The organism is Lederbergia citrea (assembly GCF_018343525.1).
GTDB lineage: Bacteria > Bacillota > Bacilli > Bacillales > Bacillaceae_C > Lederbergia > Lederbergia citrea.
In genome coordinates this window covers 73,921-99,686 of record NZ_JAGYPH010000003.1, presented here as the reverse complement: position 1 = coordinate 99,686, position 25,766 = coordinate 73,921, and the positions used below count along the sequence as shown (strand labels likewise).

The 25,766-nt window shown below is 40.1% G+C and carries 29 protein-coding genes, 1 pseudogene and 2 riboswitches; of the genes and pseudogenes, 24 read left to right on the top strand and 6 right to left on the bottom strand.

Annotated features, from left to right (window positions below; genetic code table 11):
* The first annotated feature begins 9 nt into the window (after positions 1-9).
* From KHA88_RS15095 to KHA88_RS15065, 7 genes are all read left to right on the top strand, one after another.
* Positions 10-2,331: a xanthine dehydrogenase family protein molybdopterin-binding subunit gene (locus KHA88_RS15095; protein WP_213122373.1), complete on the top strand. Its 2,322-nt coding sequence runs from the start codon at positions 10-12 to the stop codon at positions 2,329-2,331.
* Positions 2,328-3,152 carry an FAD binding domain-containing protein gene (locus KHA88_RS15090; RefSeq protein ID WP_213122372.1) on the top strand — a complete coding sequence of 275 codons (825 nt, stop codon included), beginning with the start codon at positions 2,328-2,330 and terminating at the stop codon, positions 3,150-3,152. Before KHA88_RS15095 ends, KHA88_RS15090 begins: the two co-directional genes overlap by 4 nt.
* 1 nt (position 3,153) lies before the next feature.
* On the top strand, positions 3,154-3,621 hold the full coding sequence (locus KHA88_RS15085; protein WP_213122371.1) for a (2Fe-2S)-binding protein: 468 nt from the start codon (positions 3,154-3,156) through the stop codon (positions 3,619-3,621).
* Positions 3,622-3,765: 144 nt separating this feature from the next.
* Positions 3,766-4,668 carry an ABC transporter ATP-binding protein gene (locus tag KHA88_RS15080; RefSeq protein WP_213099459.1) on the top strand — a complete coding sequence of 301 codons (903 nt, stop codon included), beginning with the start codon at positions 3,766-3,768 and terminating at the stop codon, positions 4,666-4,668.
* Complete coding sequence (locus tag KHA88_RS15075) at positions 4,669-5,406, top strand: ABC transporter permease (RefSeq protein WP_213099327.1); 738 nt, start codon at positions 4,669-4,671, stop codon at positions 5,404-5,406.
* A 2-nt stretch (positions 5,407-5,408) separates the two neighbouring features.
* Positions 5,409-6,527, top strand: coding sequence for a sensor histidine kinase (locus tag KHA88_RS15070; RefSeq protein WP_249308681.1), 1,119 nt, complete (start codon positions 5,409-5,411; stop codon positions 6,525-6,527).
* Complete coding sequence (locus KHA88_RS15065; protein WP_213122370.1) at positions 6,524-7,126, top strand: response regulator transcription factor; 603 nt, start codon at positions 6,524-6,526, stop codon at positions 7,124-7,126. Before KHA88_RS15070 ends, KHA88_RS15065 begins: the two co-directional genes overlap by 4 nt.
* 32 nt (positions 7,127-7,158) lie before the next feature.
* Here KHA88_RS15065 and KHA88_RS15060 read toward each other — a convergent pair whose 3' ends face one another.
* On the bottom strand, positions 7,159-7,920 hold the full coding sequence (locus tag KHA88_RS15060) for a methyltransferase domain-containing protein (RefSeq protein WP_213122369.1): 762 nt from the start codon (positions 7,918-7,920) through the stop codon (positions 7,159-7,161).
* Between the two features lie 36 nt (positions 7,921-7,956).
* On the bottom strand, positions 7,957-8,508 hold the full coding sequence (gene lepB / locus KHA88_RS15055) for a signal peptidase I (protein ID WP_213122368.1): 552 nt from the start codon (positions 8,506-8,508) through the stop codon (positions 7,957-7,959).
* Between the two features lie 178 nt (positions 8,509-8,686).
* On the opposite strand from lepB, the gene KHA88_RS15050 reads away from it, so the two are divergent.
* The 3 genes from KHA88_RS15050 (at position 8,687) to mscL (KHA88_RS15040) (ending at position 9,894) form a co-directional block, all read left to right on the top strand.
* Complete coding sequence (locus KHA88_RS15050) at positions 8,687-8,878, top strand: hypothetical protein (RefSeq protein WP_213099331.1); 192 nt, start codon at positions 8,687-8,689, stop codon at positions 8,876-8,878.
* Positions 8,879-8,913: 35 nt separating this feature from the next.
* Positions 8,914-9,297 (top strand): large conductance mechanosensitive channel protein MscL, encoded by a 384-nt coding sequence (mscL, locus tag KHA88_RS15045; RefSeq protein ID WP_213099332.1) that lies wholly within the window; start codon positions 8,914-8,916, stop codon positions 9,295-9,297.
* Between the two features lie 195 nt (positions 9,298-9,492).
* Complete coding sequence (mscL, locus tag KHA88_RS15040) at positions 9,493-9,894, top strand: large conductance mechanosensitive channel protein MscL (protein ID WP_213099333.1); 402 nt, start codon at positions 9,493-9,495, stop codon at positions 9,892-9,894.
* Between the two features lie 20 nt (positions 9,895-9,914).
* Here the strand turns inward: mscL (KHA88_RS15040) and KHA88_RS15035 are convergent, their stop codons facing one another.
* The 4 genes from KHA88_RS15035 to garR all read right to left on the bottom strand — a co-directional run bounded on the left by KHA88_RS15035 (position 9,915) and on the right by garR (position 14,262).
* Positions 9,915-10,451 carry a YceI family protein gene (locus KHA88_RS15035; RefSeq protein ID WP_213099334.1) on the bottom strand — a complete coding sequence of 179 codons (537 nt, stop codon included), beginning with the start codon at positions 10,449-10,451 and terminating at the stop codon, positions 9,915-9,917.
* A 140-nt stretch (positions 10,452-10,591) separates the two neighbouring features.
* Entirely contained in the window at positions 10,592-11,941 is a 1,350-nt protein-coding gene (locus KHA88_RS15030; protein ID WP_213099335.1) for a GntP family permease, read from the bottom strand.
* 4 nt (positions 11,942-11,945) lie between these two features.
* On the bottom strand, positions 11,946-13,358 hold the full coding sequence (locus KHA88_RS15025) for a four-carbon acid sugar kinase family protein (protein WP_213122589.1): 1,413 nt from the start codon (positions 13,356-13,358) through the stop codon (positions 11,946-11,948).
* Positions 13,359-13,368: 10 nt separating this feature from the next.
* Positions 13,369-14,262 (bottom strand): 2-hydroxy-3-oxopropionate reductase, encoded by an 894-nt coding sequence (gene garR, locus KHA88_RS15020; RefSeq protein ID WP_213122367.1) that lies wholly within the window; start codon positions 14,260-14,262, stop codon positions 13,369-13,371.
* A gap of 162 nt (positions 14,263-14,424) precedes the next feature.
* On the opposite strand from garR, the gene KHA88_RS15015 reads away from it, so the two are divergent.
* The 14 genes and pseudogenes from KHA88_RS15015 to KHA88_RS14950 all read left to right on the top strand — a co-directional run bounded on the left by KHA88_RS15015 (position 14,425) and on the right by KHA88_RS14950 (position 25,370).
* The gene (locus KHA88_RS15015; protein ID WP_213122366.1) at positions 14,425-15,039 is read left to right on the top strand and encodes a GntR family transcriptional regulator; all 615 of its coding nucleotides are present in this window, start codon (positions 14,425-14,427) and stop codon (positions 15,037-15,039) included.
* Between the two features lie 85 nt (positions 15,040-15,124).
* Positions 15,125-15,679, top strand: a complete 555-nt coding sequence (locus KHA88_RS15010; RefSeq protein WP_213122365.1) for a nitroreductase family protein — start codon at positions 15,125-15,127, stop codon at positions 15,677-15,679.
* A 96-nt stretch (positions 15,680-15,775) separates the two neighbouring features.
* Positions 15,776-15,916 (top strand): hypothetical protein, encoded by a 141-nt coding sequence (locus KHA88_RS15005; protein ID WP_213122364.1) that lies wholly within the window; start codon positions 15,776-15,778, stop codon positions 15,914-15,916.
* A gap of 269 nt (positions 15,917-16,185) precedes the next feature.
* Entirely contained in the window at positions 16,186-17,394 is a 1,209-nt protein-coding gene (locus KHA88_RS15000) for an MFS transporter (protein ID WP_213122363.1), read from the top strand.
* An 87-nt stretch (positions 17,395-17,481) separates the two neighbouring features.
* Positions 17,482-17,886 (top strand): annotated as a pseudogene (fosB, locus tag KHA88_RS14995) (metallothiol transferase FosB); the annotation flags it as partial.
* Positions 17,878-18,681: a phosphotransferase family protein gene (locus tag KHA88_RS14990; protein WP_346729201.1), complete on the top strand. Its 804-nt coding sequence runs from the start codon at positions 17,878-17,880 to the stop codon at positions 18,679-18,681. The pseudogene fosB and the gene KHA88_RS14990, both read left to right, overlap by 9 nt.
* A 101-nt stretch (positions 18,682-18,782) precedes the next feature.
* A riboswitch (SAM riboswitch) is annotated at positions 18,783-18,891 on the top strand.
* A 95-nt stretch (positions 18,892-18,986) separates the two neighbouring features.
* Complete coding sequence (locus KHA88_RS14985) at positions 18,987-19,151, top strand: YezD family protein (RefSeq protein ID WP_213099341.1); 165 nt, start codon at positions 18,987-18,989, stop codon at positions 19,149-19,151.
* 16 nt (positions 19,152-19,167) lie between these two features.
* Positions 19,168-19,440: a hypothetical protein gene (locus KHA88_RS14980; RefSeq protein ID WP_249306109.1), complete on the top strand. Its 273-nt coding sequence runs from the start codon at positions 19,168-19,170 to the stop codon at positions 19,438-19,440.
* Positions 19,441-19,558: 118 nt separating this feature from the next.
* On the top strand, positions 19,559-20,674 hold the full coding sequence (locus KHA88_RS14975) for an acyl-CoA dehydrogenase family protein (protein ID WP_213122588.1): 1,116 nt from the start codon (positions 19,559-19,561) through the stop codon (positions 20,672-20,674).
* A gap of 15 nt (positions 20,675-20,689) precedes the next feature.
* A complete protein-coding gene (locus KHA88_RS14970) occupies positions 20,690-22,066 on the top strand; it encodes an LLM class flavin-dependent oxidoreductase (protein ID WP_213122362.1) in 1,377 nt (458 codons plus the stop codon).
* A gap of 98 nt (positions 22,067-22,164) precedes the next feature.
* The gene (locus tag KHA88_RS14965; protein WP_213099345.1) at positions 22,165-22,995 is read left to right on the top strand and encodes a MetQ/NlpA family ABC transporter substrate-binding protein; all 831 of its coding nucleotides are present in this window, start codon (positions 22,165-22,167) and stop codon (positions 22,993-22,995) included.
* Positions 22,992-23,993, top strand: coding sequence for a methionine ABC transporter ATP-binding protein (locus KHA88_RS14960; RefSeq protein WP_213122361.1), 1,002 nt, complete (start codon positions 22,992-22,994; stop codon positions 23,991-23,993). The genes KHA88_RS14965 and KHA88_RS14960 overlap by 4 nt, the downstream gene beginning before the upstream one ends.
* On the top strand, positions 23,983-24,636 hold the full coding sequence (locus KHA88_RS14955; RefSeq protein WP_213122360.1) for a methionine ABC transporter permease: 654 nt from the start codon (positions 23,983-23,985) through the stop codon (positions 24,634-24,636). Before KHA88_RS14960 ends, KHA88_RS14955 begins: the two co-directional genes overlap by 11 nt.
* A 170-nt stretch (positions 24,637-24,806) precedes the next feature.
* Complete coding sequence (locus KHA88_RS14950) at positions 24,807-25,370, top strand: GNAT family N-acetyltransferase (protein ID WP_213099348.1); 564 nt, start codon at positions 24,807-24,809, stop codon at positions 25,368-25,370.
* A 204-nt stretch (positions 25,371-25,574) separates the two neighbouring features.
* A riboswitch (SAM riboswitch) is annotated at positions 25,575-25,684 on the top strand.
* Positions 25,685-25,766 lie beyond the last annotated feature (82 nt).

The window sequence follows — 25,766 nt, the reverse complement described above, 5'->3', positions numbered from 1 at the left end:
GCGGGGGAAATGACTTATATTGGGAAAAGTGTAATTAGGAAGGAAGCTGCAGATAAAGTAACAGGTGTCGCTAAATATACGAATGACTTTCAAGAAACGGGAACATTACACGCTAAAATGCTCATAAGTCCATTTGCTCATGCGAATATAACGTCCATTGATTTTTCCGAAGCTTGGAAAATTTCCGGTGTGAAGGCGATATTGGGGGATGAACGTTTCCCATTAGTAGGCGAGGTAATAAAAGACAGGTCTCCGATTGCATATAAAAGAGTTAGATACCACGGTGAACCAATTGCAGTAGTTGTTGCAGAAACCCCGTTCATCGCAATCAAGGCGGTAGCTGCAATAAAAGTTTCATATGAACTCCTTCCAGTTGTAAACTCCCCTCGTGAAGCATTTAGTAAAGATTCACCTCTCGTTCATGAACATATTGAAAGCTATGAAAAGATGGATCGAGTATATCCTATACCCAATACAAACGTTGCAAACTTGACGAAAATAAGAAAGGGGAATATAGAAACAGGTTTTACAGAAAGTGATGTGATTGTGGAATCAAATTTATCGTTCAACATTTCAGATCATGCTGCGATGGAAACAAGATGTGCGATAGTGGAAATTCGCCCTGATGGATTTATTTATATTACTACATCCTCTCAGGCACCATTTGCCGTTAAGAAGCTAATGAATTGGTACTTTGGCATTGAACCAGGCAAAGTGATCGTAAAGACTCCATTGGTTGGGGGAGCCTTTGGAGGAAAAGCAGCTGTTCAATTAGAGGTCATTGCATTTTTAGCATCAAAAGCAGTTGGTGGAAAACGGGTAAAACTTTTAAATTCGAGAGAGGAAGATATGATCACATCTCCCGTTCATATCGGTCTGGACGCTAAGCTTAAAATTGGTTCAACAAAAGACGGGATTATTAAGGCGGCTGAACTTCTATATTTATTTGATGGAGGTGCTTACTCGGATAAATCAGTCAATATTAGTCGTGCTGGAGCAGTAGATTGTACAGGCCCTTATCGGATTGAAAATATATGGTGTGACTCATACTGCATGTATACAAATCATTCATATGCAAGTGCTTATAGGGGTTTTAGTCATTCAGAAGTCTTATTTGCCTTTGAGCGAACGATGGACATGCTCGCTGAAAAGTTACAAATGGATCCACTAGAACTTCGTTATAAAAATGCGATTCTTCCAGGGGATACGACACCTACTCAAGTTTTACTCACATCGAGTACAGTTGGGAATTTACCAAAATGTCTTGATAGATTAAAGGATTTAATGAATTGGGAAGAGGGACAAAGAATAGAAATTGCTGACGGGAAGGTAAGGGCAAAGGGTATTAGCTCTATTTGGAAAACGTCAACCTTTGACACAGATGCAACTTCCGGAGTTATTTTAACGTTTAACCCAGATGGAAGCATTAATTTGATGTCAGGAGTCGTTGAAATTGGGACAGGAACAAAAACGGTATTGGGTCAAATCTTGGCAGAACGGATGAAAATGGACATTAACAAAGTCCATGTGAAAATGCTCGTAGATACACAAACAACGCCTGAACATTGGAAAACGGTAGGAAGTCGAGGAACTTTTATGGCGGGAAAAGCAGTGCTGCAGGCAGCCGATGAAGCCATTCGAAAGTTAAAAGACTTAGCTTCATGTTTTTTAAGAATTCCGACTGAGGACTTAGAGGTTGGGCAGGAAAAAGTTTATTCAGTCGACAATCCGAAAATAAACATTGAAATCAAAGACTTAGCTTATGGCTTTAAGTTCCCGAATGGCAATACAATTGGTGGTCAGATCATTGCAAGCGGAAATCATACTTCAACTCGTCTACAATATTTTAATCCGGAAACAGGAGAAGGGAATCCAGGGCCTGAATGGACTGTCGGTGCTCAAGGAATTGAAGTTGAAATCGATACAAGAGATTATACGTATCGAATTACGAAAGCCTTTTCCGTCATTGATATCGGGCGAGTGTTAAATGAAAAAGCCGCAAGGGGTCAAGTAATGGGAGCCATGAGTATGGGAATTGCCTTTGGAGGAAGAGAGACCTTTGTATTTGACAGCTATGGAAGGGTGTTGAATCCTCAGCTCAGAACTTATCGCCCCCTTCGTTATGGAGAGCAGCCTGAGTATATTATCGAGTTTGTTGAAACTCCGCACTTGAGTGCTCCATATGGAGCAAGAGGTGTTGGAGAACATGGATTGATTGGCATGCCTGCAGCTCTAGGAAACTGCTTATCTACCGCATTGGGTGTTCAATTAAATCATCTGCCGCTTATTCCCGAGCTTTTATGGAGGACAAAGGAGGGGGATGTCAGATGAATTTTGAATATTTCAAACCAAAAACAATTCAGGAGGCAGTTAATCTATACTCCTCGCTTTCTATGCAAAATAAAAAGCCGCGATATTTTTCCGGTGGGACAGAAATTATCACTTTAGGCAGATTAAATCTTGTGTACACTGATGCAGTCATAGATATTAAGGAAATCGATGAATGTAAGGCCATTTATTATCATGATGATTATCTCGTCATGGGAGCCGCGGCTTCTTTAACGGAAGTGGAGGAAGTTCGAGAATTTCCTTTGTTAAGTAAAACGGTTCGTGAGATTGCAGATCGGACATCCCGGAATAAGATTACGCTCGGTGGAAATATTTGTGGGCAAATATTTTATCGTGAAGCGATATTGCCTTTGTTAGTTACAGATAGTTTAGTAGGGATTGCAGGTAGGGGCGGGGTTAAGTACCTTCCTATAAATGAAGTATTTAATAAGCAAATTTTGCTCGAAGAGGGAGAGTTTATTTTTCAAATTTTAACAGAAAAAAACTATCTCAATTTACCATTTGTAACAATTAAAAAGAGACAGCAGTGGGAAATTGGATATCCACTCATTACTGTGTCTGGAATTAAAAAAGATCAGGAAATTAGGTTCGCAATCAGCGGACTATGTCCATTTCCTTTTCGATCTGCCGAGATGGAACGGGAAATAAATAATAGGCAATTTTCAGCGGCTGCAAGGGTGAATAATGCCCTGAAATATGTACCTGAACCAATCCTTGATGATGTGGAAGGTTCAAGTGAATATCGCTTATTCGTATTAAAAAATACTTTGCTTGATACGTTAAAAGAACTGGAAGGAGACTGAGATGTCAAACACTTATAATATTGACATGTCACTTTCTATCAATGGTGAAAGTCACAATCTGACTGTTAGAAATGCAGCTACTCTTTTGTCTGTCTTAAGGTCCCGCCTCGGATTAACAGGTTCAAAGCCTGGATGTTTAAATGGCGACTGTGGAGCATGTACGGTGTTAATAGATGGATTACCGATGAAATCTTGTTTAATGCTTGCAGTAGAAGCTGGAGATAAAGAAATCACTACTATTGAAGGGCTAAAAAACACACCCATCCAAAGCGCCTTCATCGAATATTTTGCCTTCCAATGTGGCTATTGCACATCCGGCTTTCTAATGAATTGCCATGCCTTAGTCAATACCCATCCTCAAGCTGACTATGAGATCATAAAAGACTGGCTCCAATCAAACATTTGCAGATGTACCGGATACAAAGAAATCGAAGACGCAGTCAAATCCGTCTTAAACAAGAGTCAATAAAATTCGACAAAATTCGGGTGGTGCCTGTCACCCCCCGAATTTTCTTTATGACATTTGTCACTTCATTTTCGTTACATTTTCTACTGATGTTCTGTTTGATTACATCTTAGAATGAATGTATTGATCAGCGGGGGTGAACGATGGATGGAAGATGTAGTGAAGATTAATCAGTTGACGAAGGTGTTTAATGATAAGAAGGCTGTGGATAATGTTTCTTTTTCAATAAAAAGCGGCGAGGTTGTCGCTATTCTTGGTCCAAACGGGGCAGGAAAGACAACGACGATGTTAATGATGCTTGGGCTTTTGAATCCGACAAACGGTGAAGCGAAGGTGTTTAACGAGGATGCAAAACAAAAAAGTATCCGCGAAAGAATTGGTGTCATGCTGCAAGAAGTCAGCCTAATGGATAGGTTGAAAGTGAAAGAAATCATCGGTTTATTCAGGAGTTATTATCCAAATCCACTTTCAATGGATCAGCTTATTGGGCTGACTGGACTAAGCCAAGAAGATTTAAACAAGCGTACCGAAAAGCTTTCGGGAGGGCAGAAACGCAGGGTTGGGTTTGCTTTGGCATTGGCTGGGAATCCTGATTTACTGTTTTTTGATGAGCCGACTGTAGGAATGGATATTACTGCACGTAAAGTGTTTTGGGAAACAGTAAGAAAACTTGCTAATCAAGGGAAAACCATTATTTTCTCCACTCATTATTTGCAAGAAGCGGATGATATTGCCGACCGGATTATTTTATTTAATAAAGGTTCTGTCGTTGCAGATGGAAAACCAGAAGACATTAAAGGGAAGTTGACTAAACAATCCGTTTCATTTATTGCCCTCCATGATATACCAAGAGAAATGTTTATTCAGCTTTCGCATGTTTCAGATGTATTCAAGAAAGATGGCAGAATCTTCGTTATGACAGATGATACGGACTCTGTCCTTGCTAGACTTTTCGAACTGAAATTGAATGTAAAAGATATTCGCATTGAAAAAGGCAGGCTTGAAGAGGCATTTGAGCAGTTAACTGAAAAGACAAGGGAGGCGATGTAAATGAAAATCATGATGAACCAATGTAGGGCCGAGATTTTACGATTGCTTCGAAATCCCTATTATGTCTTTTGGTCGCTCTTCATGCCAATTTTATTTTATATCATTTTTACAAAAGTCATTAATCTCGATGTCCCTGATAAAAAGCTTTGGGAAGCACACTATTTAATGTCAATGGCTACCTTTAGTGTAATGGGGAGTGCGATTATGACGATGGGAATCCGGATTGTCCAGGAGCGTGCGGAAGGATGGACAACATTTATTAGAGTAACTCCCTTGTCAAGGGCTGTGTATTTCTTTGCGAAAATGACGGGGCAAACAATGATCCATTTATTTTCTATCGTAGTGATTTTTCTCGTTGGTGGTTTAATGAATGGGATATCGCTGCCACCTTATGAGTGGATCATGAGCGGATGCTGGATTTTGCTTGGTTCGCTCCCATTCCTTGGACTTGGTACATTAGTGGGAACAATGAAACGAGTGGATACTGCTTCAGGTGTGAGTAATGTCGTTTATATGCTGCTCGCGATTACTGGTGGGATGTGGATGCCAATGGACATTTTGCCGAAAACAGTCCAAACAATTGGGGCTTGGCTCCCTGCCTATAATTTTGGCAATGGTGCATGGGAAATCATTCGCGGGCAGTCGCCTGAAATTAAGAATATTTTGATTTTGGCAGGTTACCTTCTTCTTTTCATGGTATTATCAACTTATATAAGAAGGAAACAGGAAGCGGTGTAGTCTTGAAAAATTTCCAAGTATTCCCGAAAAAATACGGCATTTTTCCTTATGTCTTCTTGATATATTTAGCCATGCCGATTTATTACGTAATGAGTGAAAATGGACTGAAAGCAGTGATGGGCTATACTTTGTTACTGCTTTTCCTTGTTACTTATAGGCAGCTTTATTGTGATTGCAATCGTTTTTCAAGTTGGTTGATAGTGCAAATTGGCATCATTGTCATTCTCAGTGTCTGGTATAACCCAAATAATTTATTTATGGGTTTTTTTTCAGCGAACTTTATTGGCTGGCTCTCAAACAAGAGACAATTTAATCGGGCATTATTTTTGTTTGCAGCTGTTATATCAATCGTTTTTATTGTTACTGCTTTCAATGGCGCCAACGGTAATATGCTTTATTTTCTGCCATTTTTCGCAGTCATGATTGCCTCCCCATTCGGAATCCGCTCCTTGAATAAACATATCGAACTGGAAAAGCAGCTCGACCAAGCAAATGAACAAATCAAGTACTTGATCAAAAGAGAGGAAAGAGTTCGAATTGCCCGGGATTTGCACGATACACTAGGACATACGCTATCGCTCATCACTTTGCAAAGCCAGCTTGTGCAAAGATTGGCTGGAAAAAATTCTGAGCGGGCAATAGCAGAGGCAAAGCAAATAGAAATGTCATCGCGATCTGCTTTACGCCAGGTGCGTGAGCTCGTTTCTGACATGCGGACCATTACAGTGGCGGAGGAATTAGCACATATGGAGCAGATTTTAACAGCTGCAGGCATCATGTTTCATCCTGAAAGAGAGGCGGATTTGTCCCATTTGCCATTGCTACAGCAAAATATTCTCGGAATGTGCCTCAGGGAAACCGGAACAAATATCGTCAAACATAGTCACGCAAAGAATTGCTTTGTTATTTTTGAAAAAACACGAGGTCAATTTACCATTGCTGTGAAAGATGATGGAGTAGGATTTGTTTCGCAAGCTGGTAGCGGCAATGGATTAAGGGGAATGAAAGAGCGTCTCGCATTAATTGAAGGGGAGATTGTGATTAGTTCTGACAAGGGGACATCTATTACGATGACAGTGCCCTTGATAAGAAAGGAAGAGAAGGAAGGGGTTGCCTTATGATACGCATCGTGATTGCTGAGGATCAGCGGATTTTGAGAGGAGCCCTTGGTGCTTTACTCAATTTTGAAGAAGATATGGAAGTTGTTGGTCAAGCGGAAAACGGCGAAGAAGCTTTAAAGCTTGTTTCGACCTTAGAGCCAGACATATGCCTTATGGATATTGAAATGCCCCTGAAAACGGGTCTTGAAGTAGCGGCAGAACTTAAGCGCAGCGATTCTGCGTGTAAGGTCATTATGTTAACGACTTTTGCACGACCGGGTTATTTTGAACGCGCAGTAAAAGCAGGCGTTCACGGTTATTTGTTGAAAGATGGCTCAATCGACGAACTTGCAGAAGCAATACGTAGAGTGATGCAAGGGAAGCGGGAATTTGCACATGAGTTAATCATGAATTCATATAATGAAGACAATCCGCTTACAGAGCGAGAGAAAGAGGTATTGAAGTTAGCTGCAGAAGGAAAAACCTCGAAAGAAATATCGGCGAAATTATTTTTGTCATCTGGAACAGTACGAAACTATATGTCGGATATTATTCAAAAATTGGATTCGAAAAACAAGATCGAAGCTATTTCAGTGGCTGAAGAAAAAGGCTGGATATGAGGCTGTTCCAAAGTTTGGAGCAGCCTTTCAGTCTAAATCGGTCTTGCTTTAATGAAAAAGCGATGCTGCATGACTTCGAAATAACCTTTTTTCTCAATTAATCTGTGGATTTCGTATAATTGATCCTTATCTTTTTCAACATCAAAGTCTGGAGCTTGCCAAGGGATTGCTTTTAAATAGTAAACCAAGGCTCCAATATCATAAAACCTTTGGTATGGAAATTCCTCTTTGCATTCTAAAATCTCAAAACCGCTTTGTTTCAGTTCAGCCTGTGCATAGGCTAAATTCCAATGCTGAAACTCATTATTAATGGGAACCTTCAATTCTTGATTGATTTCGAGATAGTCTTGTCCACCTACTTGTTGAGTCAGAAAGATGCCATTCTCTGAAATAATCCGTCTAATTTCTTTGCATGAATAGGATTCGTGCTTGTTTAAAATTAAGTCGAAATAGCCGTTTTTAAAAGGAAGCTGATTATCGTTTTCTACTTGAACAACCTCGATTCCTAATGGCTCAAGCCGATCTTTTGCAACGGAAACGTTTGGCGGAAAGCCTTCCGTTGCGCATACTACTTTCGGAAAAGGTCTTAACATCGATAAAAACTCTCCACCACCTGTTCCCATATCCAGCATGGAGGTGGCATTTTGGATGAGCGGGACCGCCATGCTGCCATATGACCATGAAAGTGGCTCGCTGCTCATTCGTCCGGTATCAGTAATATAGGAAAAATTCCAGCCAGTAAAAGGCTGATTTGTCCTTTCAATCAGAATTTCAAACTTTTCGTCCGTTATCATATAAACCTCCCATAGAGTTTTGTTCCCGTAATATAGTCATTCTGTTGATCGTACATTTTCCATCGGAAAAATCACAAATTTACTCTTACCGATCATTCGTTCAGATTCTATGAATCCTAGTTGATTTCGGCTGTCGCTGCTGCGCAAACGATTGTCGCCCATGACAAAGTATTGTTTTTCAGGAACGGTGAGTGGGCCAAAATCTTCGGTTAATTTTCCGCCTTTATTTTCGGCGGTCTTTTTATTTGCATTCAGATAAGGTTCCATCACAAGTTCATGATTAATGAATAACTCATCATCCTTCATTTCAAGTATGTCTCCAGGCAGGCCAATCACTCGTTTTACATAATTCGTCTTTGAATCTTTACCTTTTATAATGACGATATCACCTCTTTGAACTTCCCCCATCCAAGAAATGGTTTTACTTACGATAATTTTTTCCCGATCATGAAGCGTTGGCTCCATCGAAGCCCCATCTACAATCACTGGAGTAAAAACAAAAGTGCGCACAACAAACACTAAGCAAAAAGCAAGTAAAATGGGCTTCAACCATCCCGAATCCTTTTCATCCGAACCACCTTTAAACATACAGTTCGTACTCCTTCCAAGAATATTCGACAAACTTCGGGGCGTGCCTGTCACCCCCCGATTAACCCCCCGATTTATTTATATTCTCTATATATGGTGGAATACCTGCAAAATTTGAATGGATAATTTTTCAGACATATAGGTTTTTTGTGGATAAATTAATGCTTGGCTGTGGATAGTGTGGAAAAGTAGTGGAAGTGTTATTAATACCGCTGTTGATTATGTGTATAAAGCTGTGGAAAAGTTGGATGGATCCCAACAAATCTCAATCAATAATTATCACGAGAATAAAAACCTAAAAATGATTCAAACTATGGCAAGAACAGGCGAACGTAGTCATCGGGATATTTCGACAAAATCCGGGGCGTGACAGGCACGGCCCGAATGGAAGGTGGAATTTTTATATTGTGGAAAGAGTTTAAGAAGCTTGCGATTAAAGGGAATGTATTGGATATTACCGTGGCAGTTGTGATCGGAACTTCTTTTCGAATTTTCGTTGATTCACTTGTGGACAATATTATAATGCCTCTCATAGGAATTTTGCTGGGAGGGAAAAATTTTCATAAGCTGATGTATCGTTTCGGTGACACTAAGATTGAGTACGGTAAATTCATTGAAAGTTCTATTCATTTATTGATTATCGCACTTTCTATATTTTGGCTCGTAAAAGTATATGGGAAGATTAAGCATAAGAAAGAAATGCAAATACTAAAAGAAGCGCCTGTTATTGCACCAGATGTAGAACTGTTAGCTGAAATTCGTGATTTATTGAAAAAGAAAAATATATAGAAGAGAAGAGGAATGAATATTCTCCTATCAAGACCAAGTTTGTTGATTTCTTCATTCAATCGACAAATTTCGGGGCGTTCCTGTCACCTCCCGATTTTCATCTCTGTCTAAAGTCTTGGAACAATATGGCTCTTGCAAGTTTTAAAATTTTTTGTAGAATAAAAGCTATGTTTTTTATCTAGGAGGAATTTTAGAATGTGGGAAGAGTTTAAGAGTTTTGCAGTGAAGGGCAATGTGCTGGATTTAGCCGTAGCGGTTGTGATCGGAGCTGCTTTTGGAAAAATTGTTTCATCACTTGTAGATAATATTATCATGCCGATAGTTGGGTTATTGTTAGGAGGAAGGAGCTTTGAAAATCTCTTCTTCCAATATAAGGATGCTGTGATCGAATATGGAATATTTATTCAAAGTATTGTAGATTTCTTTATCATTGCAGCTTCTATCTTTATTTTTATTAAACTATTAGGTAGTTTGAAGAGAAAGAAAGAAGAAGAGATTGTCGAGGAAGAAATAGAGGTTGCTCCAGAAATTGAACTATTAGCCGAAATTCGGGATTTATTGAAAAGACAAAGTAAAGAACAAAAAACCGGAGAATAATTCTCCGGTTTTTTTACTTCTTACGCTTCTTTCGCAGCTTGGATCTCCAAGGAAACTTTAACATCGTCTCCAACTAGTACTCCACCTGTTTCAAGCGCCGCATTCCAAGTCAAGCCGTATTCGCTGCGCTTAATTGTACCATCTACGCTAAATCCAGCTTTTTCCGCTCCGCTCATCGGGTCTTTTGCGACACCTTCAAATGTGACGATAAAAGTTTCAGGCTTCGTTACGCCGTGTAAAGAAACATCGCCAGTTACCGCGTATTTATCTCCGCCTTGCTTTTCAATGTTTGTAGATGTGAAAGTCAAATTCGGGAATTGTTCAACATCAAAAAAGTCTCCAGAACGAAGGTGTGCGTCGCGGTCTGCGTTACGTGTGTCAATGCTTGCAACGTCAATCGTAAATGTTAAGCTTGCAGTTGTAAGATCATTAGGATCTGCTTCGATTTCAGCTGTGAAGTCATTGAAAGAACCTTTTACTTTAGAAACCATCATATGTCTAAGTGAAAAATCTACGTTACTATGTGCATTATCAAGTGTCCATTTAGAAACTGTCATTATCATTACCTCCAAATTATAGTCTGTTACTAAAAGTAAGTTACTAACGTAATTATAGCTAATGCTTTTATAAATGTAAAGTATTTTCTTTTGAAAAATAAAAACCGCTATTTCCAAAAGGGAAATAGCGGTTTTTGCAATTATAGTCCAGGAAGTATACCACTAAAGATGCTCAAGATATACACCATCGTAAGAGCCGTTAATCCAGCGATAAATCCACCGATTGACCAAGCTTGGATCGTCTGGGGAATCGTCAGGCGGCCGAATCTGTTTACAACCCAGAATCCTGAGTCATTCGGAAGCGAAAGGCCAATTGCTCCCGAACAAATTGCAAGTCCGAGTAAAATAGGCGATACGCCTAGTTCAAGCGCCATCGGTCCCATAATTGTAGAAGTCGTAACAAGCGCGACTGTGGCAGAACCGAGTGATGCACGTAAAATTTGCGAGAAGATAAATGCTAGTAAAAATACCGGTATGCTCCAGCCTTGCATTGTTGAAATTAAATAATCGCCAATGCCGCTTTGATTAATAACTGCACCGAATGCTCCACCAGCACCGGTTACTAAAATGATCATCCCAGCCGAGTTAATTGCTTCATTATATAATTCACTATAAGGAACTTTAATATAAGGGCGAAGTACAATTAGCGCGACAATGACACTGATGAAAAGGGCAACGTTTTTATCTCCAATAAAGCCAAGAATATTTGATAATGGACCTTCAGTAATCCAAAGTTTTGTAACTGTATTTAATAAGATTAATATAATCGGCAAACCAAGCATGAAAAATGATAGACCAGTTGAAATTTCCTTGCGAGGAGTTGTATCCTCCGTAGGAGTTTCCTCTTCCACATCTTCTTCAACCGTAGGTTTAATGCGCTTACCGATGAAAGTTCCGTATAAATATCCACCGACGAGTGCAGCCGGAATAGCACAAATAATGCCGTATAAAATAAACAATCCAAGGTCTGAACCTGTATTTTCAGCGACAACTAACGGTCCCGGAGTCGGGGCAATCATACTATGTGATACGATCAATCCGATTCCAAGTGCAGTTACGAAAGTCACAATCGAAATGCCGGTTCTTCTTGATAAACTTCTTACGAGACCGCTTAAAATAACAAAGGCGGCGTCGAAAAATACTGGGATGGAAACTGCTACACCTGTTAAAGAAAGGCCTGCTGCAGAACGCTTTGCACCAAATACACGCAGAACCGCCTGAGCAATTTTTTCAATTGCACCAGAAACACCGAGAAATTGTCCGAAGATGACTCCGAGACCGATTAATATCCCGACACCAGTTAGCGTGTTTCCAAAGCCAGTCGTAACGATTTTTGGAATTTCCGCCAATGGGAAACCGATGGCGAGAGCGGTAACAAGCGCTACGCCAATCAATGATAAAAATGGTTCAACTTTTAGTTTTAAAATCATAAAAAATAATGCCGCTAATGATAAGATAAATATTACTATGAGTAAATTTCCTTCAACCATGTTCTTACCTCTTTTCCAATTCGATTACGACTTTTTTCAATGTATCATCTTCCCCAACGTTTCCTGGAAAAATGATATACGGAATATGTGGGAAAATACTATCTTCGCCCGTTTTCCAGACAGGAACGCCCGGAGCAATTTGGCCGATTACTTCAGCTTTTTTAACTTCCAAACCAATCGTCCCGACATCACTTGAAGTAATCCCGCCTTTTGCAATGACAAAACGTGGTTGCGGATTACATTCATGAACAAATTGCGTGACCGCATTAGAAATTTTCACCGATAATGCAAGTTCTTCTTCTTTACGGCCGTCTTCTAAATCTAAACGTTTGCGGGATGTGTAGACACAGACGGTTATGCCTTCTTCAATTTTGCTATTAACAAGTTGTTGGATCCGAGTGATTTCTTCCGCAAACTTGATCTCATCCATCACAAGGTGAATGTTAAATTCAATAAAGTGGACAGAAGATAGCTCTTTTAATCGATTTAACTGGTCAGTCGTTTTTTGCACATGAGATCCTACGACAATTAGACCGCCGTTTGGATTTGCTTCAGTTAATAAATCGTTTTTCGTTAAATACGGCTTGGAAGAAATATCACCGATCACTTTTGTGAAAGAAGCGGCTGTTCTATATAAATAATTTTTTTCGGCTTTAATCGCGCGCAATAGAGCAATCGAAAATGCTTTTACATCTTCTTCAGTGACTGCATTGACGATGAGCTTTTGGAAATCTTTTAGCTGCATAAGCTTGTCTGTCATTGCTGTAATATCAAGTGCTCGCAATTCATCGAGGGAGATGGATAATACCGAGTCTTTTTTATATTCACCCGCTGTTTTTTCCTCGACCCAATCCTTCATATTGCTGCTTTTAAAGCCAAACATGCGATCTTTTGCAAATTCAGTTTCACCCGCTGGCGTGTAGCGATCGCCTTGTTTCACATAATGAACATCGTCAATTGTTTCCCTTCCGCCTTCTTTAAAGAAAGGCAAAATAATTTCTCCATCATAATGAAGGGAGCTTTCTTTTTCCAAAGTCTCTTTCAAAACAGCAGTTTCTAACGGATAATGTCCACGCAATGTGGAATCTCCTCGGCTGATCAAGAGAAAAGGCTGATTCAATTTTTCAGAAACGCGTGCAATTCTTTCTGCGATATCCGTATGCACTTGACGTGTTTTTTCGGTAGAAAATGCCCGTGAATTTGTGAGAAGAAATGCCATTTGCCGCTCCTCTTCAAACATGTCCATAATCGTTTCCTCAGACCAATCCGTGAAAACGGGAATACCATGGACAGTTTGGACTCCTGTCGGGTCATCATCGAGAACAATAATTTTTTGTGTAAAAGAAGAACGTTCTTGTTTCCACGTATTTTCCAGTTCAGGTCCGTAAGCAGGGAGATTGCTTACTCGCTCAAACATGTTATTCACCTTATTTACCACCTTTCGGAACTTCGAAATTAGCTAGTTTTTCATAGTATTTAATTAATCCAGCGTGGTCATCTGCAGCATTTCCATCGACTTTCAGTGCGTGGAACATTTCAACTACATTTGAAGTAAGCGGCATTGGCACACCAATTTCTCTACCCGCTTCAAGTACGTTCGTTAAATCCTTTAAGTTAATGTCGATTCGTCCACCTGCCACAAAATTACGATCAAGAACGAGCGGCATTTTAGCATCAAGCACCGTGCTTCCTGCGAGGCCGCCACGAATCGCTTGATACATTTTTTCCACGTCGACTCCCGCCTTCGCTGCAAGAATGACCGCTTCAGACATCGCTGCTATTGTTACGTTTACTAAAATTTGATTCGCAAGCTTAGTCGTTGAACCGCTTCCACTGCCGCCAACATGTGTAATATCTTCGCCCATTGCTTTTAAGGCTGGTAATGCTTTATGTAAAGCGCCTTCATTGCCGCCAACCATAATTGACATTGTTCCGTCGATTGCTTTTGGTTCTCCGCCGCTCACTGGAGCATCTAAAAATGCGATATTTTGTTTCGCGAATTCATTTGCGAAAAAGATGGAGTCTACCGATGAAATGGAGCTCATATCAACGATTACTGAGCCTGCTTTAATTCCTTCGGCTACACCATTTTCCCCAAACAATACCGCCTTAACAATCGCTGCATTGGGAAGCATTGTGATCACGACATCGCTTTCAAAAGCAGCTTCACGAGGAGATAAAACTTCGATTGCTCCTGCATCAGCTACTTTTTTTCTAGCATCTTCACTAACATCAAAAGCCTTCACTTGAAAGCCTGCTTTTAATAAATTAAGTACCATGGGTCTTCCCATAATTCCGAGTCCAATAAATCCTATTTTCATGAAAAATCCTCCTTGTTGCTGAAAGTGCTTTCTTGCTACATTGGAAGTATACAATAAGTTTTCTGTTTTGTATACAATTTATTTAAAAATGAATACAAATGGTGTTTGCTCGTATGAAATTGTATAATTATTTTATAATCAGGAAGCTCGGAGGGAACTTCAATGTCACATCAAACATCGGGTTCTGCACAAATCATTGCGTATGAAACGATACGTGATCGAATATTAAATGGAGCATATCCCGGAGGTACAAAATTAGTTGAAGAAAGATTGGCCGAAGAAATTGGGGTCAGCAGAACGCCGATCCGAGAGGCCATTCGCCGTTTGGAACAAGAAGGCTTGATTAAAAGAAAAAAAGTATTTAAGCCAACGGAAAAGGATTTGCGGCATTTATTTCAAATGCGAATGTTAATTGAAAGTCACGCAGCGAAAATGGCCGCCTCTTTTATGATGGAAGAGGATATTAGTGAATTAAGGAAGAGCATTGAGATCGCTAAATCAAGTACACCCGATGAAATTGTCCAAGCCAATAAGCGATTCCATGATTTAATCGTCCGCGAATGCCGTAATCCGATCATGATTGATACTGTAGACCGAATGCAATCGATCATTTATTTGTTCAGCCGAGCGGTTGTCCTTCATAAAAGGCCATTCCTCATCGACGAGCATGAACAAATTTGCCAAGCAATCGCTGACCGGAAACCGGAGGAGGCGAGCGAGTTAATGCGTACTCATCTAGAGGCTGACCTAGAGTTTGCTTTAAATATTGTAAATTGAGAGGCAGGTTTCCTAGCAAATTAGCTGGATACATGATACGATAATGAAAACCATTCTCAATTAATGTAGGGAGGGCCTCAACTGAATGATTGCAACAAAATCGATAGCTGATGTAATTAAAGAAAGAACTTCTGTGAAAACAGGTTATTTAGATAAAGAAGTGAGCCAGGAATTAATTCTCTCATTGTTGAATGATGCTGTGTGGGCACCGACACATGGTGTTCGTGAACCGTGGCGGTTTATTTTTGTGTCGGGAGAGCGAAAAGAAGCTTTCATCGAAGCCATTCTACAATGTCATGAGATGAGCAAACATGAAACGGTTCGCAATAAATTTGTGGATGTGCCAGCTTTTCTTGTCGTCGTCATGAACGAGGATCCGCGTCAAAAAGTATGGGAGGAAGACTTTGCGGCGACAAGCTGCATGCTGCAAAACCTTCAGCTGCTTGCTTGGGACCAAGATCTTGGCATGGTCTGGAAAACGCCAGCCCATATATATGACCCTAAATTCCGCGCTGCACTCGGAGTTGAACGAGGCGAAAAAATTGTTGGCGTGTTGAATGTCGGATACTTTGACAAGGAAATTGCTGCGAAAAAAGTCCGTAAAAGAACGAACCCTGCTGAGAAGATGACTGCGTTTTAATTGAAGCTATTGGAAGATCCGCCGGAAGCGTTATGCTGCTGGCGGATTTTTTTACTATCAAAAGGCTATATATCTAAATAAAATTTTTCATAATATTTGTCGATTTTTGTCGAGTGGCTCGTATCTATGCTTGAGTGGCTTGAAAAGGTGTCTGAGTGGCTCGAAAATTGGTCTGAGTCGCTTGAAAATCTACCCGAGTGGCTTGAAAAGGTGTCTGAGTGGCTCGAATGGGGGTGAAATATGTGTAAATGGTCAATAAATGGTGCTCGATTGCGAAAAAAAGTGTTCGCACAGCTCATAAACGTGTGCGATGTCTTATAAAAGTATTCTCACGGCCCATAACCGAATCCAGGTACATGTTCCGGGCCTAGGAATGGGCTCATTTTTCCAAAAAGTAATAAATACTTCTCTCAATTTCTTTATTTCTATGTATTTAAACGTTTAAATTTGCTAGAATGGAGATATTTGAATAGCTAAAAAAATTTGCACGTACAAAAGGAGAAACTATGAAGAAGCTCGTTTGGATGGCTTGTCTCATGTATTTATTAACTGGTTTTGGTCATATTATCATCGGTTCTGTACTCGAACCAATGGTTCATGCTTATCAAGTGGATTATAGTGCTGGTGGCCAGCTCATCATGAATCAATTTTTAGGATTTCTAGTTGGTGTTTTAATTGCGCCTGCCATTGTAAATTTACTCGGCCGTAAAATGACCTTGGTCGTTGCGTTGTTTTGTTTCGGGCTTTCCCAGTACATTTTTAGTTTTTTACCAAGTTGGAACATCTTGCTCTTCACGACTCCAATAGGTGGTGCTGGATTAGGGATTACGGAAACTGTCGTTGCCGCTCTGATCATTGGTTATTTTAAAGAGAAAAAGGCTTCGACATTGGTCTTAGCTGAAGTGTTTTTTGGGGTAGGTGCTTTAGCTATTCCGACTATTGCTGCCGTTTTTATTATGAATGGAATATGGAATATTTCGTTTACATTTGTAGCGGTGATTATTACTGTCGCAATGTTCCTCTGGTTATTCCTTTCGTTTGGGGAAGCGGATTCTTTTTTAAAGAAGCAACCAAAAGTTGCCACAAAAGATGGAAAGTCCCCTGTGAAAAAACGTTATTCAAAGAAAGGAATTCCTGTCATTGTGGTAGGTACTTTCTTTTTCTTTATGTATGTTGGAACAGAGATGACGTTTCCCAATTATTTACCTACAATCCTAAGTAAGACGACGAATTTAGGTGAATCTGCCCTAGCACTGAGCATTACGGTGTTTTGGGGGGCGATGACGCTTGGCCGTATGAGTATGGCGCCAATTATTGATAAAATCGGGTATCGAAAGCTGTTGATTATTTGCTGTCTTGGACAATTAGGCAGCATCATGGCATTTGCCGTTTCGCCAACTGCGATTTTTAGTTTCATCTCCATCTTTTTAACAGGATTGTTTATGGGGGGAATATTTTCGATTGGATTATTACTCATTAATGAAGATATGCCAGGTTTGGAGGAGCGGACGACAAGTTTGCTCGTTGCCATGGGTGGATTAGGCGGTGCGTTTCTTCCTAAAGTTGCAGGGGGATTAATCGATCGTTTCTCTATTACTGTAACTTTATGGGGACTTGTGGTGTGTTCACTCTTACTTGTTATTTTAATGACGCTGATTTTCCAATTCAAAAAAAGAGCAAATAGCTGTCTATCGGTAGATCAAACTGCTAGTTAGGGGAGGAAGCCTTGAGAAAGGTTTCTTTTTTTTTTGAAAAGCAGGATTCTAACTGAGCGCTTCCGAATACTAATCTGAGGTGAAAGCATGGAGATCAACCATTTACTGTTTTCCGTTTCAGATTTAGATAAATCTATTCGTTTTTACCAGAACGTATTCGGAGCCAGGCTGCTCGTAAAAGGAAATACGACAGCCTATCTTGATTTAAATGGACTTTGGCTTGCGCTTAATCAAGAAAAAGATATACCAAGACAGGAAATCCATCAATCATATACCCATATCGCTTTTTCGATAAAGGAAAACGAATATGAAGACCTGTTAAAAAAACTAACGGCCCATCACATAAATATTTTACCAGGCAGGGCGCGAAATGAGCAGGATAAACGTTCCATTTACTTCACTGATCCTGATGGCCATAAGTTTGAGTTTCATACGGGTACTCTTCAAGATCGACTGCAATATTATAAAAAAGAAAAACCGCATATGACGTTCGGAGGTGACGACATGGCTCCAATTGAAAGACAAGAAATCCCTGCAGATTTTTTAAAAATAACGGGAGAAATCAAGTACATCACATTCCCGGAACAAGGATGTACATCCAATGTGGGGATTATAGAAAGTGAAAATGGTCGATTTGTTTTGAAAAGGGCATTCGAAAAACGCTATTGTAAATGGCTGGAAAAAGAAGCACAAATTCTTAAGGGTTTGCAAGATTCAAAGCTGCCAGTTCCAAACATTTATGCCTTTACAAAAGAGCCGGATCAAGCCTGGATCTTAATGGAATACCTTCCTGGAACAACGATGGGAAAAGCACTTCAAAAAGAACCAGACCCGGAAAAAAGAAAGAGTCTGATTTTCCAATTCGGAAAAGTGCTGGCAACAATCCACTCAACTCCGTGTCCAGCTGACCTACAAAAAGCGAACTGGCTTGATGAAATGCTAGAAAGAGCGGAGCATGATTTGCACGAGTTTGAAGTAGATGGAACCCCGGAACTACTGAAAAACTTAAAGAAGAATAAGCCGGAGGGAATAGAACAAACGCTCATCCATGGCGATTTTACCGAAGACAATGTCCTTGTGCACGAAGGTGAAATATCGGGAATCATCGATTGGAGTGGAGGTGCATTTGGAGATCCAAGATTCGATGTAGCCTTAGCGATTTGGCCAAAGGAAGGTGATTTTGAAAACAAACAGGTGATTGATCTTTTCTTTGAAGGGTATGGAAAAAAGATTCTTAACGACGCGGAATACGATTACTTTGCGAATGGTTTGTATGATTTTTTCTAGCATAAAATTCACAATTATAAAAAAGTTCTTGACTCTTTCAGATAAGTTCATTACAATTCAATACATAGTTGAGCAATATGAATAATTAATTGAATAGCAATTCCTTATCCAGAGAGGCGGAGGGACTGACCCGATGAAACCTCAGCAACCAGCAATATCAATTGTATGGTGCTAATTTCAGAAGAATACTTTGTATTCTAAAGATGAGACTGCTTTAACAGGCCAAAACCTGTATTTTCGAGCCCCCTCTCATCATTAGAGAGGGGGCTCTTTGTTTTTATAGAAATAGGAAAGGGAGACCTGAGATGACGACTCATGATGAATTGACCATTGATTACATTAGAGAAGAACTAAAAAATATTGATTACGGATCGATTGTGATTACCATCCATGACGGAAGAATTACGCAAATTGATAAAAATGAAAAAAAGCGATTTCCCATTGAAAAGAAACCAGTGAAGAAAAAGTAAGGGGGGAATGATTTTCATGGAAGTGGAGTTGCATTTGCCGGATCTTGACTTTGTTAGACAAACAAAAGAGAAATTTAGTGTAAATAGGGGAGTCTACAATACAATTGATTCCTGGTTTTATGAAAATGGTTTGGTGAACATTGTGGATCGAAGACATCATATTACAGCGTTTCTTGAGTATTCACACAAAACCGCACAAGATAAGCTTTTTCCAAACGGTTTAACAAAGAAGCTTGAGGAATATTTAGGAATTAGACAAACGAATAAGATCGGCCTACTAGACAACTAGCGGCTCTCAGTTTAAGGACCATCCTTAAGTGAGAGCTTTTTTATTTTTTTGAAGGAGGAAACCAAATGCCAACGTTAATAGAAGCAACACTAAAACAAGAGGAAGTGAAAAAGAAAAAATACAAAGTTTGGTAGAGGATGTCATCCGACCAAATGCGGATCGCCTCGATAGAGAAGGGGAATTCCCAAGTGAAAATCTAGCCGTGCTTGGAAAGGCAGGGTGGAACAGTATTTTTCTACCTAAAGAATTAGGCGGTCTTGAACTTGATTACCAATCATTCGGAGTCGTTGTTCAAGAAATTGCCAAGGCTTGTCCGTCAACTGCGCTTGTTTATTCGATGAATGTAGGAGCGACGATCATTATTTATAAATATGGCAATGAAGATCAGTGGCATAGATGGTTAAAGCCGTTGCGTAATGGAAAGTTCGGAACGATTGCAACGAGTGAGAGGGCATCTGGCGGGCAGTATTGGATTAGCCATAGTCAAGCCGAGTATAAAGATGATGGTTATGTACTAAATTTAGAAAAGGCCTTTGTGACAAGTAGCGGTCATGCCGATTTTTATGTACTGCAAACGAGATCTCCCCATGCTGAAAAATTATCGGATCTCACCTATTTCATAGTGGATGGCAAACAGGATGGGATTGAAACAGGTGTCTGGGATGCACTCGGTGTAAGAGGGAATCATAGTTCACCAATTCGCTTCAATGATATTTATGTCGATCGCAGGGATCGAATTGGGGAAGAGGGTACGGGTAAATCAATCATTGAAAATAGTAATGTTTACATTTTTGGACTAGCGGCAGCGTGGACGGGGACGGCTATTGGAATTTATAACGAAGTTTTGGCGTATGCGAGAAAATCACTGGCAAACTATCAAGTGATCAGAAATCAGCTCGCTTCGGCAAAAATTATCATTGATAGTTTATCTGCTTGGCAAAAGGATATCGCGTCTCAGCTGGAGGAATGGGCACAGACTGATACCCCACTTCCGCCCAATCTAAGAACGCTCATTATTGAATTTAAGGTTCATGCCTCAGAATCTGCCAATCAAGTTGCACAAATTGCGATGGATGTCGCAGGAGGATATGGATATAAAAAAGGTATATTGGAGCGCCTGTATCGTGATGCGCGTGCCGGAATTGTGATGGGACCATCCAATAATCTAGCAAGAGAATTAATTGGTAAGGAAATAGTTGGAATCGATACTGCGCTATGGCCAGAAAATAACTAAAGGGAGAAACTAAACATGTCAAAAAAACGAATTTTATTAAATGCATTTTTAATGAACTGCCCCGGAAATCAATCACCTGGATTATGGTCACATCCTGAGGACCGGTCCCATCGCTATAAGGAGATTGAGCATTGGACCGAGCTTGCGAAAACATTGGAAGCAGCAAACTTTGATGCGATCTTTTTAGCAGATGTGTTGGGTCCTTATGATGTATATGAAGGATCACGGGACGCAGGTCTACGCCAAGCGGTGCAGTCGCCGATTAATGATCCGCTATTAGTCATCCCTGCAATGGCTGCGGTGACCGAGCATCTTGGATTTGGCGTGACAGCTTCCGTCACACACGAACATCCTTACACATTTGCACGCCGGATGTCGACGCTGGATCATTTGACGAAAGGGCGAGTTGGCTGGAATATCGTCACTTCTTATTTGAAAAGCGCCTCTATTAATATCGGTTTGAAGGAACAAATTGGTCATGATGAGCGTTATACAATAGCCGAGGAATATTTGGAAGTTTGCTATAAGCTGTGGGAAGGCAGTTGGGAAGATGGGGCGGTGGTAAGAGATACAGAAAAGAAAATGTTTGTCGACCCGTCCCAAGTGCATGATATTAACCACGAAGGTACTTATTTCAGTGTCCCTGGCGCCCATTTAAGCGAGCCATCGCCGCAACGGACACCTGTGATATATCAAGCGGGCTTATCTTCAAGAGGGAGTGCATTTGCTGGAAAACATGCGGAAGGTGTATACATTTCATCCCCGACAATCTCTATCGCTAAAAAATATGTGGGTAAAATCCGAACACAAGCTGAGGAGTTTGGAAGAAAAGGTGAAGAGATTAAGATATTTAGTTTATTCACACCGATCGTAGGCCGAACGCAAGCGGAAGCAGAAGAAAAGTATAGTGACTATAAAAAGCATTTGAGCCATGAAGGGGCGTTAAGTTTATTCAGTGGCTGGACAGGAATTGACCTCTCGCAATATGATCCGGACGAAAATCTGCAATTTGTGGAGAATGACTCCATGCGTTCGAGATTAGAAATTTTCACAAAGGTTGATCCAGATAAGCAATGGACCATCAACGAAATTGCTGAATTTGTCGGGATTGGCGGAATTGGTCCTGTCGTCGTTGGAACGCCAGAAGTGATTGCAGACGAAATGGAAAAATGGGTGAATGAGGCAGGAGTGGATGGTTTTAATATCACCTATGCGATAATGCCGGGATCGTTTGAGGATTTCTCTGAACTCGTCATACCTGTTTTGCAAGAAAGAGGATTAGTGAGGAAAGAAGCGAAAAGACAAACGCTGCGTGCAAACTTATTTGGATTTGACCAATTAGCAGACCATCATCCAGGTAAGCAATATTCACGGAAGCAACTAACAGTATAAAAGTAAAAAAGCTGACTGGACGACCAGAAGCCTCTTGTATTTCGCTAATAATGCGGAATAAAGGGGCTTTTATTTTAAAAAGAAAAGGTGGAGCGAAAATGAGAAAAATAATGATTAGTATTTTAATATTGGCAGGAATATTGAGTCTCGCTGCTTGCAGCTCAGGAAAAGCAAGTGGGGAGAAAAAGCAAATCAAGATAGGTGCGACGGCAGGACCGTACAGCGATCAAATCAAAGAAAGTATTAAACCATTGCTTGAAAAAGAGGGCTACTCTGTAAAAATAGTAGAATTTAATGATTATATTCAACCGAATAAAGCGCTTGATGAAGGCGATATCGATGTGAATGTATATCAAAATCCACGATATTTGGAACAATTCAATAAGGATCACGAGATGGATTTAGTATATTTGTATGCTGTGCCAAGCGCCCCGATTGCAATATATTCCGAGAAACACACCAAATTATCGGACGTAAAAGCGGGGGTGAAAGTGACCTTGCCGAACGACCCGGTAAATATGGCCCGCTCCCTTCAGATGATGGAGCAATATGGATGGATTAAGCTCAATCCAAAGATTGATGCAACGACTGTTTCAGAAAAGGATATTATCGAAAATAATCTTAATTTGAATATTGTACCTCTTGAAGCAGGGCAGCTTCCTCGCTCATTAGGTGATTCTGATTTTGCTTTTATCAATGGCAACTTTGCACTTGCTTCGGGGTTAAAATTGGATGAATCTGTTGCCATCGAAAAAACTCCCGATCACTATTTGGTTGGCGTTGCAATCAAGAAAGAAGATAAAGATAAACCATTTGTGGCTGCATTACAGAGCGCTTATCACTCGAAAGAATTTTTAGAGTATACAAATGAAAAATTAGTTGGATTTGTCAAACCATCTTATCAAACAGAACTGGAGGCAAAAAAGTGATCGATATCGTCAATGTTACGAAAACATATAAAGATGTAAAAGCCGTCGATCAAGTAGATCTAAAGATTCAAAGCGGAGAAATCTTCGGGATTATCGGATATAGCGGTGCTGGAAAAAGTACATTGCTGCGCTGCTTGAATTTATTAGAACGACCGACTGCGGGCCAAATCGTTATTAATAAAAAAGACTTAACCGCCCTAACGAAACAGGAAGTTCGAAAAGAACGTCAGAAAATCGGGATGATTTTTCAGCATTTTCACTTAATCAGTTCGAAGAAAGTGTATGACAATATAGCTTTTTCGTTAAAAGCTGCAGGTAAGAGCAAGGAAGAGATTCAAAAGCGAGTACCAGAGTTATTAGAGATGGTTGGTTTAACGGACCGGGCGGATCATTATCCTGCCCAGTTATCTGGTGGCCAAAAGCAGCGGGTCGGCATTGCGCGTGCCCTTGCGAATGAACCAAAGGTGCTCCTTTGCGATGAGGCTACATCTGCTCTCGATCCAACGACGACCGCCTCGATTTTACAACTGTTGAAAAAAATAAATGAAACATTAGGCATCACCATCGTCCTTATTACACATGAGATGGAAGTCGTTCGGCAAATATGTCATCGTGTGGCAGTCATGGAAAAGGGAAGAGTGATTGAGGTCAATGATGTATATGAGCTGTTTGCCAATCCACAAACAGAGTTAACGAAGCAATTTATTCATACGGTCCATTCCTTAACATTGCCAGAACGTTTGCTTATAGGCAGAAAAGGACCGATTGTCCAAATTAATTTTCGTGGAGAATCGGCTGAAGAAAGCATCATCGCTGAAACTTTGAAAAAATATGCCGTGTTGGTAAACATTCTACATGGGCAAATCACTTATATTCAAGATCGTCCATTAGGAATGCTGATCGTTGAAATTACAGGGGAAACGCTCGAAATTCAAAAGGCGATTCAGTATATTACGAATCGAACGGACCAATTGGAGGTGCTCGCTGATGTCGCTTGAGATGGTGAATGAATTTTGGATAGCCTTTATCGAGACAGCCTTGATGATGGGGATTTCCGTTTTATTTGCAGCAACCCTTGGTGTGCCTCTAGGAATCGGACTTTTTGTCACAAGTGAAGGCATGTTTTGGCAAAAAAGAATTTTGCAAAGTATTGCCGGAACGATCATTAATATCATCCGTTCGATTCCGTATATTATTTTGCTCGTCATTCTTCTACCGCTCACAAAACTGATTTTAGGAACGACGACAGGGCCGATAGCAGCGAGTGTTTCACTATCAGTTGCGGCAATTCCCTTTTACGCCCGGCTCGTGGAAACTTCATTACGAGAAATTGACCGGGGTGTGATCGAAGCCGCCGAGTCATGCGGAGCATCGCCTTGGCTCGTAATTAGACAAGTGCTTTTCCCTGAAGCACTGTCGGGAATGGTTTCTGGATTAACGGTTACAGTTATTAGTTTATTAAGCTATTCAGCGATGGCGGGAATTGTTGGCGGCGGCGGAATTGGCGACGTGGCAATCCGCTTTGGATATTATCGCTACCAAAATGAAGTAATGATTGCGACTGTCATCATATTAATTTTATTAGTTCAACTCATACAGTTTGTCGGCGACCGTGCGGCACATGCGGTGGATAAAAGGTAACTTGAGTAAAGGGTGTTCCATACATTATGGCACACCCTTTCTATGCTGCTTTCCGATAATCAGCGAAAACGATGTAAACCATAAACACAATTTTAACTATGTTCATTTCATTATGCACTGTTATAAAATGATAGGTGTAGTTTGAATGATGAAATAATGGGGTGAAACATATGATAGATTTGAAAAATAAACCGACTATTGTGGGAGAGAAAGTTATTTTGAGGCCTTTTAAGGATGAAGACCTTCCCAGTTTAGAAGAATGTTTAAAGGATCCTGAAGTTATAAAATTGACAGGAAGCTCAACTGAATTCGATAGAGAAGTGGTCGTTAATTGGTATAAAACAAGAAATGTACAAACCGACCGTTTGGATCTTGCCATTGTTGATAAATCCCAAAATATCTTGGTGGGAGAAGCAGTGGTCAATTTATATGATGAAAAAAATCAAAGTATGAATTTTAGAATACTTATTGGACCTCTGGGAAGAAATCGTGGGTTAGGAACGGAGGCAACCCAACTTATGGTGGATCATGTTTTCAAAAATACTAAATTGAACCAACTAACTTTAAGTGTTTTTGACTTCAATCCAAGAGCAAAGAAAGTATATGAAAAAGTGGGTTTTGTAAAAGAGAGTGTCGATAAAAACGAGTTAGAATTTGAAGGAGAACTAATAGATTCTATTAATATGAAATTATCAAGAGATCATTGGATGAAAAAGGCGTTGGATAGAAGGTAAACAAGAGGAAAGGGGATTCTATAAATTCGGTTGGATAAATGTTTTATAGTTTGTAATATAAATCACAGGATCGTCAATCCCTCCATCTTATGATTATCATTTTAAGAAAATCTTTTTAAGAAAAAGGTTGACTATTTCCAAAATGCTGATTATACTCATAACAAGTCGAAAAAACATTTCCATTATTTACAAATGAATAGCTATATCTTATCAAGAGAGGCGGAGGGACTGACCCGATGATACCTCAGCAACCAGCAATTTTTATTGCACGGTGCTAATTTCAGAAGAATACTTTTGTATTCTAAAGATGAGACTGCTGTAAGGACGTATGTATATACTGCCCTTCTCTCATCTTTATTGAGAGAAGGGCTTTTTGTTTTATATCGATATAAGGAA